The sequence below is a fragment of the Krasilnikovia cinnamomea genome (assembly GCF_004217545.1).
Lineage (GTDB): Bacteria > Actinomycetota > Actinomycetes > Mycobacteriales > Micromonosporaceae > Actinoplanes > Actinoplanes cinnamomeus.
Genome location: NZ_SHKY01000001.1, coordinates 5,486,677 through 5,499,985, shown reverse-complemented (window position 1 = coordinate 5,499,985; position 13,309 = coordinate 5,486,677). Strand labels below are relative to the sequence as shown.

General features: G+C 73.9%; 9 protein-coding genes. All 9 read left to right on the top strand.

What is annotated here, in order from left to right:
- Positions 1–125 precede the first annotated feature (125 nt).
- Positions 126–2,780, top strand: a complete 2,655-nt coding sequence (locus EV385_RS25140) for a fibronectin type III domain-containing protein (RefSeq protein WP_242625063.1) — start codon at positions 126–128, stop codon at positions 2,778–2,780.
- Between the two features lie 24 nt (positions 2,781–2,804).
- A complete protein-coding gene (locus tag EV385_RS25135) occupies positions 2,805–3,791 on the top strand; it encodes an AAA family ATPase (protein ID WP_130511694.1) in 987 nt (328 codons plus the stop codon).
- A gap of 329 nt (positions 3,792–4,120) precedes the next feature.
- Complete coding sequence (locus tag EV385_RS25130) at positions 4,121–5,257, top strand: DUF58 domain-containing protein (protein ID WP_130511693.1); 1,137 nt, start codon at positions 4,121–4,123, stop codon at positions 5,255–5,257.
- Positions 5,251–7,935 (top strand): transglutaminase TgpA family protein, encoded by a 2,685-nt coding sequence (locus EV385_RS25125; protein WP_130511692.1) that lies wholly within the window; start codon positions 5,251–5,253, stop codon positions 7,933–7,935. Before EV385_RS25130 ends, EV385_RS25125 begins: the two co-directional genes overlap by 7 nt.
- A 31-nt stretch (positions 7,936–7,966) precedes the next feature.
- Positions 7,967–8,611 carry a DUF3159 domain-containing protein gene (locus EV385_RS25120; RefSeq protein WP_130511691.1) on the top strand — a complete coding sequence of 215 codons (645 nt, stop codon included), beginning with the start codon at positions 7,967–7,969 and terminating at the stop codon, positions 8,609–8,611.
- An 89-nt stretch (positions 8,612–8,700) separates the two neighbouring features.
- Complete coding sequence (locus EV385_RS25115; protein WP_130511690.1) at positions 8,701–9,909, top strand: pyridoxal phosphate-dependent aminotransferase; 1,209 nt, start codon at positions 8,701–8,703, stop codon at positions 9,907–9,909.
- Positions 9,910–10,014: 105 nt separating this feature from the next.
- Positions 10,015–10,251: a hypothetical protein gene (locus EV385_RS25110; protein ID WP_130511689.1), complete on the top strand. Its 237-nt coding sequence runs from the start codon at positions 10,015–10,017 to the stop codon at positions 10,249–10,251.
- Positions 10,252–10,442: 191 nt separating this feature from the next.
- Positions 10,443–11,072: a hypothetical protein gene (locus tag EV385_RS25105; RefSeq protein WP_130511688.1), complete on the top strand. Its 630-nt coding sequence runs from the start codon at positions 10,443–10,445 to the stop codon at positions 11,070–11,072.
- A gap of 161 nt (positions 11,073–11,233) precedes the next feature.
- Positions 11,234–13,174, top strand: a complete 1,941-nt coding sequence (locus EV385_RS25100; RefSeq protein WP_130513548.1) for an anthranilate synthase family protein — start codon at positions 11,234–11,236, stop codon at positions 13,172–13,174.
- Positions 13,175–13,309: the final 135 nt, after the last annotated feature.

The window sequence follows — 13,309 nt, the reverse complement described above, 5'->3', positions numbered from 1 at the left end:
ACACTACGCGATCACACGTATCCACAACGTTGTCTACCTGGGCACCCACGGGGGCCCGTGAACCCCTATGATGGCCAGCGTCCTGCGGGGCAGCTGAGCAGCCAAACGGGAGGGGGCGCGGGTCCGTGACCAGTGCTGACACCATCATCGCCGAGGGCCGGCGCCGCCTGCGTAGCCGCGGCGGACTGGTCACCCTGGGTACGGTGCTCAGCCTCGTCGCTGGTCTCGGCCTGACCGTACTGGGGTTGGGGGCCGCCGATCAGGCCGTCGCCAGCTTCGACGCGGCGTCCTGGGTGTGGAGCCGCACCAAGGGCGAGATGGCCCGGATCAACGGCGTGACCGCCCGGGTGGACACCCGCGTCGACGTGCCCGGCGCGCGCGGCCACCAGATGCAGGTCAGTCAGAACGACCGGTTCGTCATCCTGCGCGACGTGAACACCGGCAAGATCAGCTCGATGGACCTCACCACGCTGCAGGAGTTCGCGAACACTCCGAGCGGCTCGGGCCTCGGCGTCAGCGTCGCCATGGACAAGGACGCCGTCTTCATCATCGACGCGGTGCGCGGCGAGGTCAGCCAGCGCGACCCGCGCACGATGAACCCGATCGGCGAGACCCTGCACTACGCCCCCGGCATCACCGGCGGCACGTTCGACGGCAAGGGCCGACTGTGGATCGCGGTCCCGAGCGAGGGCACGGTCTCGGCCATCACGCCCGCGCCGGTGCCGTCCGACGCGCCCTCCGGCGGGCAGGCCGCGGGCGGGCCAGCCGGGCCACGGCAGATCTCCACGACCGCGGTCGCGCCGCCCAGCCACGACCTGGCGATCTCGACTCTGGATACCGGGGTCGCGGTGCTCAACCGGACGACCAACGCGCTGACCACCGTCCGCGACAGTCAGCGGCGTACCACCCAGCTCAAGCTGTCGGGGCCCGGCTCGCTCGCACCGCACACCGACGGCCTCGTGGTGCCGGTGACCGTGGCGGACGCGCGCCACGTGTTCACCGTCAACGACTCGGGGGCGACCCGCGACTTCGCGGTCCCCGGCCAGGGCGAGCAGTTGCAGCCGGCCGTGGCGTGGGAGGGCTACTTCTACGTCGCCGACGGTGACACCGGCTCGGTGCACGTGTTCGATGCCGCGGGCCAGCCGCAGGAGGGCATCGCGATCAAGCGGCCCGGCGGTCCGCTGGAGCTCGAAGTCCGGGAGAACTACCTGTTCATCAACGCCCCGGGCGCCTCGACCGCCCGGGTCGTGGACAACGCGCACACGGTCCGGACGGTCGACAAGTACGCCGACGACGTGCTCGGCGGCGACCCTCCGCCCGCCCCGCCTACACCTCCGACTCCCCCTCCCCCGCCGCCGAAGCCGCGCAAGCCGCAGGCCGACAAGCCGGGCGCACCGCGCAACGTGCGCGCCGCCGCGGGCAACGCCGAGGCCCGGGTGACCTGGCAGGCCGCCGCCCCGAACGGCGCGGCGATCACCAAGTACGTGGTGACGGGTGCCGGCAGGACCTTCCAGGTCGGCGCCGACCAGCGCTCGCTGAACGTGACCGGGCTGACCAACGGCGAGACGTACACGTTCGCGGTGCATGCGGTGAACCGCAAGGGCGACGGCCCAGCGCGGGAGAGCAACGCGGTGCGCCCGACGGCCGAGGTTCCGGACGCGCCCGAATCCGTGAACGCCGAGGCAAAGCCGGACGGCACCGTCGTGGTGAGCTGGCCCGCCGCCAACGGTCAGGGTCTCGGCATCACCCGCTACACGGTCACCGCGATCGCCGAGGGCACCAACGCGCCGGCCGGCGACGTCACGGACGGCACCTCGCTGACCATCAACGACGGCCAGTTGGAGTACGGCAAGCAGTACGCGTTCACGGTCGTCGCGGTCAACGAGCGCGGCGCCGGATCGAAGGCGTCGCCGATCAGCAACAGCGTGGTCCCGTTCGCGAAGCCGGGCCGCCCGGAGAACGTCGACGCGGCGACGGTCGGTAACCAGGCCGGCACGATCCGGGTCACCTGGTCGGCGCCCGCCGACAACGGCCGCCCGATCAGCAAGTACACGGTCAGCGCGGGCGGCCGGTCGACGGAGGTCACGGACGGCACGGCCGTGACGCTGAACGGTTTCGGCGCGGGCGAGAACGTCGCGGTCGAGGTCCGAGCGGTCAACGAGGCCGGTGACAGCGAGCCGGGCACGGCCACGGCCCGCACTGTGGCCCAGCCCGTCGTCACGATCACGGGCTCGTCGGCGACGTTCGACACGGCCACGGTGTCGTTCAACGTCAACGCGGGCGGCGGCACGGCCACCTGCGCGATGACCTCGGACAATGGCGGCGGTAAGGCCTCCGGCAGCTGTTCGAGCCTCAAGGTGGGCAACCTCAAGCCGAGCACCAGATACACGTTCACGGTCTCGGCGAAGAACGCCGCCGGCACTGTCAGCAAGACCCGCGTCCAGCAGACAGACGCTCTGTTGGGCACCGCCACCTGCAACAACGGCGAGAACGGCGACACCGCCCACTACTGCGACAAGGACGTCGACGGCCGCAACGGCAACGAGATCTTCAGCGTCACCCGGCAGGACAACGCCAAGCAGGTCGGGTGGGCGAAGCCGGGCACCCGGCTGGAGGCGTACTGCAAGAAGTCCGGTGAAGAGGTGTACGCGTACATCTACAACCGCGACAAGCGCAGCACCTGGTGGATCCAGGTGAACTACGAAGGCAAGAACTACATCCCGTGGGCGTGGCTCAACCTGGACGGTGGGGACGACCTGGGCAAGCTTCCCACCTGTTGACGTCGCATCCCCGAGGTTCACGCAGTGCACAACGAAACCCTTCCCCCCGCGCACGTTCAGGGCTTCGCCGCCGTCGCCGGTCAGCTGGCCGACCGGATCGGCGGGGTGGTCCTCGGCAAGCCCGAGGTGGTCCGGCTGGCCCTGACCGCCTTCTTCGCCCAGGGTCACGTGCTGCTCGAGGACGTGCCCGGGGTCGGCAAGACCACCCTGGCCCGGGCGCTGGCCGCGGCCGTGCGGGGGCAGTGGCGGCGCATCCAGTTCACCCCGGACCTGCTGCCCTCCGACGTCTCCGGCGTGACCATCTTCAACCAGGCCAGTCGTGGCTTCGAGTTCCACCCCGGGCCGGTGTTCGCGAACATCGTCATCGCCGACGAGATCAACCGCGCGTCGCCCAAGACCCAGTCCGCGCTGCTGGAGGTCATGGAGGAGCGCCGGGTCACGGTCGACGGCGTGCCGCACCCGGTGCCGCAGCCGTTCCTGGTGGTGGCCACCCAGAACCCGGTCGAGATGGACGGCACGTACCGGCTGCCCGAGGCGCAGCTCGACCGGTTCCTGGTGAAGTTGTCCGTCGGCTATCCCGACGAGGACGTCGAGGTGGAGGTGCTGCGGGGGGCCGCGGCGCGCTCCCCCGAGGCCATCGAGCCGGTCACCGATACGGCGACCGTCGGGGAGATGGCCCGCATGGCCCTGCGGGTGCACATCGCCGACCCGCTGTACAGCTACGCGGTCAAGCTCGCCGCCGCCACCCGCAACCATCCACAGGTACGCGTCGGGGTCAGCCCCCGCGGGGTCATCGCGCTGACCCGGGCCGCGTCCGCGTACGCGTTGATCAACGGCCGGGGTTATGTGCTGCCGGAGGACTTCAAAGCGCTGCTCGGGCCCGTGTTCGCGCACCGGGTTCTGCTGTCGGCCGACGCGCAGCTGCGCGGGGTGACGGCGGCCGAGGTCCTCGAGGACGCGGTGCGCTCCGTGCCGGTGCCGCTGCCCGACAACCAGCGCGTCGGGGCGTGAACCCGCCGCCGGAACCGGTCGCGCCGCAGGGCGCGGCCGCCTTGCGCGGGGCAACCGATCCGCAAGGCACGGCCCCTCAACACGGCCGCACGCGACCGCACAGCGAGCCGACCCCACCCGAAGAACGCAGCTCGACAGCGAGACCGCGCGGGAGGCGCGGCGCGACAGACACACCGCGGGGAGAACGCAGCGCGACAGACACACCGCGCGGAGAACGCAGCGCGACAGACACACCGCGCGGAGAACGCAGCGCGACAGACACACCGCGCGGAGAACGCAGCGCGAGCGAGAGACCGCGCGGGAAGGGCAGCTCGAGAGGGAGCTGGCGGGTGCGGGGTGTCACGGGACGCGGGGCCGGTGTCGCGGTCGCGGCGATCGCGCTGCTCGCGGCCGGGTTCCGCTTCGGCTACCCGGACCTCGCGCTGCTCGGGGCGGCCGCGGCGATCGCGGTGCTGTGCGCCGTCGGGTTCGCCGCGTGGCGGCCAAGGCTGGGCGTCGACCGGGTCGCCGAGCCCGACCGGGTGGCGCGGGGCGAGCCGGCCCGGATGACGCTGACCGTACGCAACACCAGCCGCCTGCGGGCCGCGAACCTGGTCGCCACCGACCGCTGCGGCGGCGCCACCGTCCCGGTACCGCTGCTGCGGCTGCGCCCCGGCCGCGACACAACGGTGGAGTATCCCGTGCCGACCGTACGCCGCGGGGTGGTGCCGGTCGGCCCGCTGCGGGTGACCCGTGGTGACCCGCTCGGGCTGATGCGACTGTCCCGCACGTACGGTGCGGCGACGACGGTGTGGGTGCACCCGCGCATCCACCTGCTGCGCGCGGTCCCCGCCGGGATGGCGCGCAGCCTGGACGGACGCATCGACAAGGTCCCGCACGGCACCATCACGTTCGACTCGCTGCGTGAGTACGTCGTCGGCGACGAGCTGCGCCGGGTGCACTGGCGCAGCAGCGCGAAGGTCGGCGAGCTGATGGTGCGCGAACAGCTCGACACCAGCGAGCCGACGATCGTGGTGGTGCTGGACGACCGGGCCGAAGCCCACCCGGGCGGGCGCGCCGGAACGGCGGAGTCGTTCGAGGTGGCCTGCGAGGCCGCCGCCTCGATCGTCGCCGCCGCCGTACGCGAGGATCTGCCGGTCAGCCTGCATCTGGTGTCGGGTCCCGCGCCGGGGCCGTACCTCGACGTGCTGACCGAGGCGACGCTGCGGCCCGGTGACCTGGTCCAGCGGATCCGGCATCTGCGCAGTCAGCGCCTCGGCGACACCCTGGTCTTCCTCACCGGTCCGGGCGGGCGGTCCGACCTGGGGGCGGTGAGCGGCCTGCGCGGGCCGTACCCGGTGGTGCTGGCCGGGTTGTTCGGTGACCGGGACGCCGCGCCGGTCTCGGCCTCCGACGGCCTGATCGTCATCGAGGCCGAGGACGGCACCCAGTTCGCCGCCGCGTGGGACGGGGTGCGCGGATGGTGAGGTGGCTGCGCGCCGCGGTGGCGCCGCTGGCGCTGGCGGGGCTGGTCGCCCTCGCCGGGCTGGCGCTGGGCCGCATCTACGCCGACGCCCTGCTGGCGCAGCTGGTGGCCGGTGCGGCGGTCGGCTCCGTGGGGGTCAGCGTGGCGGTGCGGCGACTGCCGTCGTGGACGGTGGCGCCGCTGTCGGTGCTGGCACTGGCCGGGTACGCGGTCTGGGCCGTGCGGCTCGCCGCCGCGCACGCCGCGATGACCGACCCGCTGCCCACGGTCCTCGCGGACGCGCTGACCAACGGGATTCCGCGCCTGCTCACCGCGATGATCCCGGTCGAGCCGACCCCGGACACCGTGATCGTGCCGGTGGTGGCGGCCTGGCTGGCCGGGCTGGCCGGCGCCGAACTGGCGCTGCGCGCGGGGCGGGTGTTGCTCGGCTGCCTGCCCCCGGTCCTGCTGTACGCGGGCGCCCTGTACGTCGTCGGCCCCAACGAGGCGGCCGTGGGGCGGCCCACCCTCCTGTTCACGGGCCTGGTCGTGGCGGCGCTGGCCGTCACCGCCCGGCCTGGTGCGACCACGGCGGACCCGACAGGTCCCGACGCCGCCGCTGCCGCGGCGACCAGTGACGCCGCCCGTGCCGCGGCTACCGCCGATGCCGCCACCCGGGACGGGGCCATCCCGGGATCGGCCACGATGGACACCGGTACCCGCGCGGCCGTGCGGGGACGCGCGCTGGCCGGTACGGCGGCTGCCCTCGCCGTGCTCGTGGGGCTGGTCGCGCTGGTCGGACCCTGGGTCAGCGCCCAGGTGTCCGCCACCCCGGCCGACCCGCGACGGTACGTCCAGCCGCCGCAGGTCGACAGCCTCGACCAGAGTCCCCTCAACCGGATCTCCGGATGGGCGCTGGATCCCGACCAGCGGCTGCTCGAGGTGAGCCCGGACCCGGCGGCGACCCCGTCCCCGTCCGCGCCGCTCCCTTCCAGTGCCGCCGCCGAAACTGGCGAAGGCCCGACGGCGGACGAAGCCTCGCCGGACCCGGACGGCGCCTCCGGCCGGGACACGGGCGCGCAGCGCCGGCCGACGCGATTGCGGCTCGCGGTCCTGCCCGACTACGACGGCGTGACGTGGCGGGTCGGTGCCACGTACCGCAACGCGGGCCGGGTGCTGCCCACGCAGGCGCCGCTGCCGGGCGCCGAGACTCGTGCGGTGCACCAGGAGATCCGGGTCGAGGGCCTCACCGGACGTCTGCTGCCCGCGGTCCCGACCCCCGCCACGGTCTCGGGAGCGCGGGTCGCGTTCGACCCGGCGACGGGCACGCTGATCCGCCCGGAAGGGCTCACCCCGGGGCTTCGCTACTCGGTCACCTCGCAGGTGCAGACCCCCGACCTCAACCTGCTGCCCACGGCCGACAGCCCGACCGGCGACGCCGTGGCCCGGTACCTGACCGTGGGCGCCGCGGTGCCGCCGGAGATCCAGCGGCTGGCGGATCAGCTCGCAGACGGCAACGGCGCCGCGTACGACCGCGCGGTGGCGATCGAGGACTTCCTTGCCGAGCACTACCGCCAGGTGTCGGACGCGCCGAGCGGGCACGCGTACCCGAATCTGTCGTTCTTTCTGTTCGGTCCGCGCGACCGCGGCGGGCAGGTGGGCACGTCGGAGCAGTTCGCGGCGTCGTTCGCGGTGCTGGCGCGGCTGACCGGACTGCCCAGCCGGGTGGTGGTGGGCTTCGACGCGCCGGCGCGGGGCGGCGCGGTCACCGGCGGCGACGCGATCGCCTGGCCGGAGATCCTCTTCGACGATCTCGGGTGGGTGCCGTTCAACCCGCTGCCCAAGAGCAAGCAGCCGCCACGGCCGGTCGAGGAGGACTTCACCCCCAAGCCTCCGACGACGCCGCCGAGCACCTCCGAAGCCCCCACGCCCAGCGACAGCCCGACGGCGTCGGCCACGCCGACCGTGGTCGCCGCGCGCCCGGACACGGGGGTGCCGGCGCCGGTGGTCGTTGGTGGCGCCGGTGGCACGCTCCTGTTGGTGCTGGTGGCCGCCGCCGCGACGCTGGCGGGACTGCGGCGCGCCCAACGCAGGCGCCGGTTGACGCAGGGCTGCCCCGCGGAGCGGATCACCGGCGCCTGGTTCGAGGTCACCGACGCGCTGCGGCTGGCGGGCCGGCCGGTTCCGGGGCATCTGGCGGCCGCCGAGGTGGCCCGGTTCGCGGCGGACGCGGACACCGTGGCACCGCCGGCAGGGCGCCTGCGCCGGGCCGCCCCGCAATCCCGAGCCCACTCAGGCCCCGAGCCCCAGGCAGCGCAACAAGGCACGGACCTGCGGTCCCGGGCGACACAGACAGGCAGCGACCCACAGGCCCAGCCGACACAGACAGGCACGGCCGCATCGCCACGGACAACGCCGACCGTTACGGATCCGCTGCCCCCACTGGACGAACTCGTGGCGGGGGTCAACACGCTGCTGTTCGCCCCCGGCGCGGCGGACGGCCAGCAGGCGGTCCGGGCCGGAAACCAGGCCGTCGCGTACGCGGACGCGTTGCGCGCGCACCGGTCGTGGTGGCGCCGCCTGTGGTGGAACCTGCATCCGGGCCCGCTGCGCTGGCACCGGCGCCAGTCCCGCCCGGAGGCGGCGGCCGAACCCCCGACCGACGACCGGGCGCGCGAGACTCTCACACTCACCGGTTAGGCTGGCCTAACTTCGAGGACAGGGGTGGGGCGTGACGCAGCCGGAATCGCTGGCCGGTCTGCTGGGTGGGCGGCGGGCCGCGCTGGACGCGACCGTACCCCCGGCGGTGTTTGTCGTGGGGTGGCTCGCCGCCGGCCAGTCCGTGGGGATCGGCGCGCTGGCGGCGCTGGCCGCCGCACTCGGCGTCGCGGCCTGGCGGCTGCGGCGCGGTCACCGGCCCAGCGCCGTCCTGCTCGGCCTGCTCGGCGTGTGCGTGGCGGCGCTCGTCGCGCTGCGCACCGGCCGGGCCGAGGACTTCTTCCTGCTGCAGCTGGTGAGCAACGCGGCCAGCGCGCTGGTGTGGGCACTGAGCATCCTGGTGCGCTGGCCGCTGCTCGGGCTGGTGGTCGGCACGGTGCTGGGCCAGCGCACCCGATGGCGTCGCGATCCCGCGCTGCTGCGGGCGTACGCGCGCGGCAGCTGGGTGTGGGTGGCCCAGTACCTGGTGCGGGTGGCGGTGTTCCTCCCGCTGTACGCCGCGGGTCAGGTGGTGGCGCTCGGTGTCGCCCGGGTCGCGTTGACCTGGCCACTGGTGGCGGCGTGCCTGGCGGCGAGCTGGTGGGTGATCCGGCGCAGCCTGCCGCCCGGCCACCCCGGCCTGCGCCACCCCCGGCCGGCCGAGGCCCCGGCCCGGTAGCCGAGGCCCCGGCCCGGCAACGGAACAGACCGGGCAACGGAAAACGGCGCGGTGACTACCCGGCGGGGGCGGCGGCCTAGGCTGAGCCCATGGTGGCGCAGGCGGACAGACTCAGGGACGTTCGGTACGACATCCGCGGCCCGGTGCTGCGCCGCGCCCAGGAGCTGGAGGCCGCCGGGCACCGCATCCTCAAGCTCAACCTCGGCAACCCGGCGCCGTGGGGCCTGAACGCGCCCGAGCCGATGGTCGCCGACATGGTGCTCAACCTGCCGGACGCCGAGGGCTACAGCGACGCCCGGGGCATCTACTCCGCCCGCGTCGCGGTCGCCCAGTACTACCAGACCCTGGGCGTGGAGGGGGTCCAGCCGGACGACGTGTTCCTGGGCAACGGCGTCTCCGAGCTGATCGTCATGACGCTGCAGGCGTTGCTCAACGCGGGTGACGAGGTGCTGGTCCCGAGCCCGGACTACCCGTTGTGGACCGGCGCGGTCACGCTGTGCGGCGGCCGGGCGGTGCACTACCGGTGCGACGAGACGCAGGACTGGGCGCCCGATCTGGAGCACGTCGCGGCGCAGATCACGCCCCGCACCCGCGCCCTGGTGATCATCAACCCGAACAATCCGACCGGCGCCGTCTACTCGCGCGAGACCCTGCTCGGCCTGCTGGAGATCGCCCGCCGGCACGGCCTGCTGGTGCTCTCGGACGAAATCTACGACAAGATCCTGTTCGACGGCGCCGTCCACGAATGCGCGGCCGCCCTCGCCCCGGACCTGCTGGTGATCACCATGAGCGGGCTGTCGAAGACCTACCGGGCGGCGGGCTTCCGCTCGGGGTGGATGGCGATCAGCGGGCCCACCACGCACGCCACCGACTACCTGGAGGGCGTGCAACTGCTGGCCAACATGCGGCTGTGCCCCAACGTGCCCGCCCAGCACGCGGTGCAGACCGCGCTGGGCGGATTCCAGAGCATCGCCACGCTGATCCGCCCGGGTGGACGCCTGTACGAACAACGCAACCACGCGTGGCAGCGCCTCACCGAGATCCCCGGCGTGAGCTGCGTGCAGCCGCGCGGGGCGCTGTACCTGTTCGCCCGCCTCGACCCCGCGGTGCACAAGATCCGCGACGATCAGCGGCTCATCATCGACCTGCTGGAGCAGCAGTTGCTGCTGCTGTCCCACGGCACCGGCTTCAACCTGCCCACCCCGGACCACCTGCGGATGGTGTTCCTCGCCCCGGTCGACGTGCTGGACGACGCGACGACCCGGCTGCGCCGGTTCCTGGAAACCTACGAACAGTAGGCGGATCACCGCAACTCGACGGCAACCTGTGAGCAGCGGGGCTGCAGCCCCGCGCGGGTCTCCTTTAGTGACCACTCGCACAGCGAGCCGTTCCAGGGGGATCCGATGACCGCAATCGACTACGACACCCGCACCGAAGCGCTGTTCGTCTCCGACCTGCAGCGTTCCGAGGAGCCAACCCCGGAGCTGATCCGCGCCGCCGTCACGGAGACCGTCGACCGGCTCGGCGAGCGGGGCTGCGCCGCCCTGGTCGCGCAGGAGTTCGGTGAGCACCCCGACTGCGCGATGACCCGCATGCAGTGGGCGCGCCACGCGATCCTCGAGGCCTTCCGCCCCGAGTGATCCGCCGGCCCCTTCGGCACGTTCCGCCCGCCGGCGATCCGGCGACGGCTCATCCGTACGGCCGAACCCGGCGATCAACCTTCCGCTCCAACACGAAGCGAAATGTCTGACCTCGCACGCCGTCCCGCACCTCTACCGTGGGTTGGCCGCCCGCCAGGGTGACCGATCGTCGATCTCGAGGGAGCGTGTGGGTGCCGCCGTACGAGGACTCCGGCCGGCACCGCAACCGTTCCCGACGCCCGGCAGGCGCGGCGGAGAAGCCGGTGCCGAGCGCCGGCAGCTCGTGGTTGCGTCGCGCGGTACTCGTCGCCCTGGCGGTCACCGTGGTCATCGACCTCACCCTGATCGTGCTGCACGAACTCCAGTCGCGCGCCAACGAGATCCGCGCCGTCCCCGTCTTCGTGCCGGCCCCCGCGACCAGCTCCCCCAGCCCGTCGCCCACGCCCACCCGGGCGCAACCGCGCGCCACCACCCGGCGGTCGGCCCACGCGGCCACGGTCAGCCTCACCCCGGTACGCCGCACCCCGTCCCGGACCGCCAGCCCCACTCCGCCCCCGCCCAGCCCGTCCCCCCGCCGGACCCAGCTGCTCGGACCGGACAACCTCGGCCGGGCCCTGGCCGGCTACTGCCGGTCGACCGAGGGGCGGGGCACGGCCGCCGCGCTGACCCGGGACGGGTGGTTCTGCGTACGCCTGTTCGAACGCCCCCGGCCCATCGACATGGACGCCGCCTGCCGCGACCTGTACGGCTCCGCCGCGCGGGCCCGCCAACTCGACGCCTCCGACCAGCGAAGCTGGCGCTGCTACCGCGTGAGCCCGTAAGCTTCGCCGCATGCACGCGCGCTTGAGTATGTGGTGGCCCGCCAATCCGGCGGCCCAACCCTCCCGCGCGTAGCTCCCACCCACCGCGGCCGCCTCCCCGAGGCGGCCGTCGTCGTGTGGCCCGCACCTCGGGCGGCGGCCTCAAACGCCCGAGGATGACCATGCAGCCCTTCGCCTACCTGCACCGCGACGGCGCCGACCACATCGACGTACTCACCGGCGACGTCGTCACCGCCGCCACGCTCGCCGACATCCCCCTGCCGCCGGGGCGGCCCGGCCCGGCCACGCTCGCGCTGGTGCCGTACCGGCAGATCAGCGAACGCGGCTTCGCCTGCGTCGACGACGGCGCGCCCCTGCAGTGCCTGCGGGTGGCCGAGCACCGCCGGGTGCCGGTCGCCGACCTGATCGCCGAGCTGCCCGACCAGCCGGTCGCCGCCACCGGCGGCTTCGACATCGCCGACGACGAGTACGGCCGGATCGTCGCGGACGTGCTGCGCGACGAGATCGGCGCCGGTGAGGGGGCCAACTTCGTCATCCACCGCGTCTTCACGGCCACCCTCGACGGCGACCCGCTGACCGCCGCCCGGGCCGCGTTCCGCCGGCTGCTCACCGCCGAGCAGGGGGCGTACTGGACGTTCCTCGTGCACACCGGCGACCGCATCCTGGTCGGCGCCACCCCCGAGCGGCACGTCAGCGTCGCGGACGGGCTGACCATGATGAACCCGATCAGCGGCACCCACCGCCACGACGAGGGCCGGGAGCTGCTCGACTTCCTCACCGATCCGAAGGAGATCGACGAGCTGTACATGGTGCTCGACGAGGAGCTGAAGATGATGGCCGCGGTCGCCGAACACGGCGGGCAGGTCGTCGGGCCGTACCTGAAGGAGATGGCCCACCTCACCCACACCGAGTATCTGCTGGCCGGGCGCGGCCACCTGGACGTCCGGGAAGTGCTGCGGGCCACGATGTTCGCGCCGACCGTCACCGGCAGCCCGCTGGAGAACGCCTGCCGGGTGATCGCCCGCCACGAGCGCCGCGGCCGCGGCTACTACGCCGGGGTGCTCGCCCTGCTGGGCCACGACGAGCAGGGCCGGCAGACCCTGGACGCGCCGATCCTCATCCGCACCGCGGAGATCCGCCCGGACGGCACGCTGCGGATCCCGGTCGGCGCCACCCTGGTGCGGCATTCCACCCCCGCCGGCGAGGTCGCGGAGACCCACGCGAAGGCCGCGGGCATCATGGCCGCGCTGGGCCTGCGGCCCGCCGCGGCCCGCCCACCCCGGGCGACCGGCCCGGCCACCGACGATCCACGGGTACGCGCGGCGCTGGCCGCCCGCAACGACCGGCTCGCCCGCTTCTGGCTGGACCAGCGCCGCCCCGGTGAGCTGGCGGTGGACGCCCTCACCGGGCGGCACGCGGTCATTGTGGACGGTGAGGACACGTTCACCGCGATGCTGGCGCACCAGCTACGCGCCCTCGGCCTGGTGGTGACCGTCGTACCCTGGCAGGACCTGCGGGGAGACGCCGCCACACCGGCGGTCACCGGTCGCGCCGCGCCGCAGGACCGGGCAGGCGGTCTCGACCGTCCTGACGGGAGCATCGCCGTGCCGGACGCGGACCTGGTCGTGGTGGGCCCCGGGCCCGGCGATCCGGGCAGCGCCACCGACCCGAAGATGGCGGCGTTGCGCGCCCTCGTCGACGCGCTGCTGGCCGCGCGGCGCCCGGTGCTCGGCGTCTGCCTCGGCCATCAGATCCTCGCCACCACGCTGGGGCTGGCGGTGCACCGCCGCGACGAGCCCTACCAGGGTGTGGCGCGGGACGTGCCGCTGTTCGGGGTGACCCGGCGGGTCGGCTTCTACGCCAGCTTCACCGCGGCCGCGACCGCCGACACCCTGGACACCCGGTACGGCCGGGTCGAGCTGGCCCGCGACCACGCCGACGGCACGGTCCACGCCGTGCGCGGGCCGGGCTTCGCCGGGCTGCAGTTCCACCCGGAGTCCGTGCTCAGCGCGGACGGGGTGGCCGTGCTCGCCGATCTGCTGCCGGCCGTTCTCGACGGCGTGCCGACCCGCGCCGATCTCGACCCGGTGCTGCCCGCGTGAGCCCGCCCCACTCGCGCGCAGACCGAGGCGCGGCCAACGACGTCCGTGCGGCCGGGTCGGCGACGACGGCCGGGGGCGCGCCCCGGGCCCGGATGGAGCCCGCCCGGCACGGGTGAGGAACGCCGTGCCCGGGCA

What these genes read in the sequence shown, in the direction of transcription:
- EV385_RS25125 (WP_130511692.1), top strand. Translation starts at nt 5,251, where the DNA reads ATGGTGAGGTGGCTGCGCGCCGCGGTGGCGCCGCTGGCGCTGGCGGGG.
- EV385_RS25115 (WP_130511690.1), top strand. Translation starts at nt 8,701, where the DNA reads ATGGTGGCGCAGGCGGACAGACTCAGGGACGTTCGGTACGACATCCGC.
- EV385_RS25110 (WP_130511689.1), top strand. Translation starts at nt 10,015, where the DNA reads ATGACCGCAATCGACTACGACACCCGCACCGAAGCGCTGTTCGTCTCC.
- EV385_RS25100 (WP_130513548.1), top strand. Translation starts at nt 11,234, where the DNA reads ATGCAGCCCTTCGCCTACCTGCACCGCGACGGCGCCGACCACATCGAC.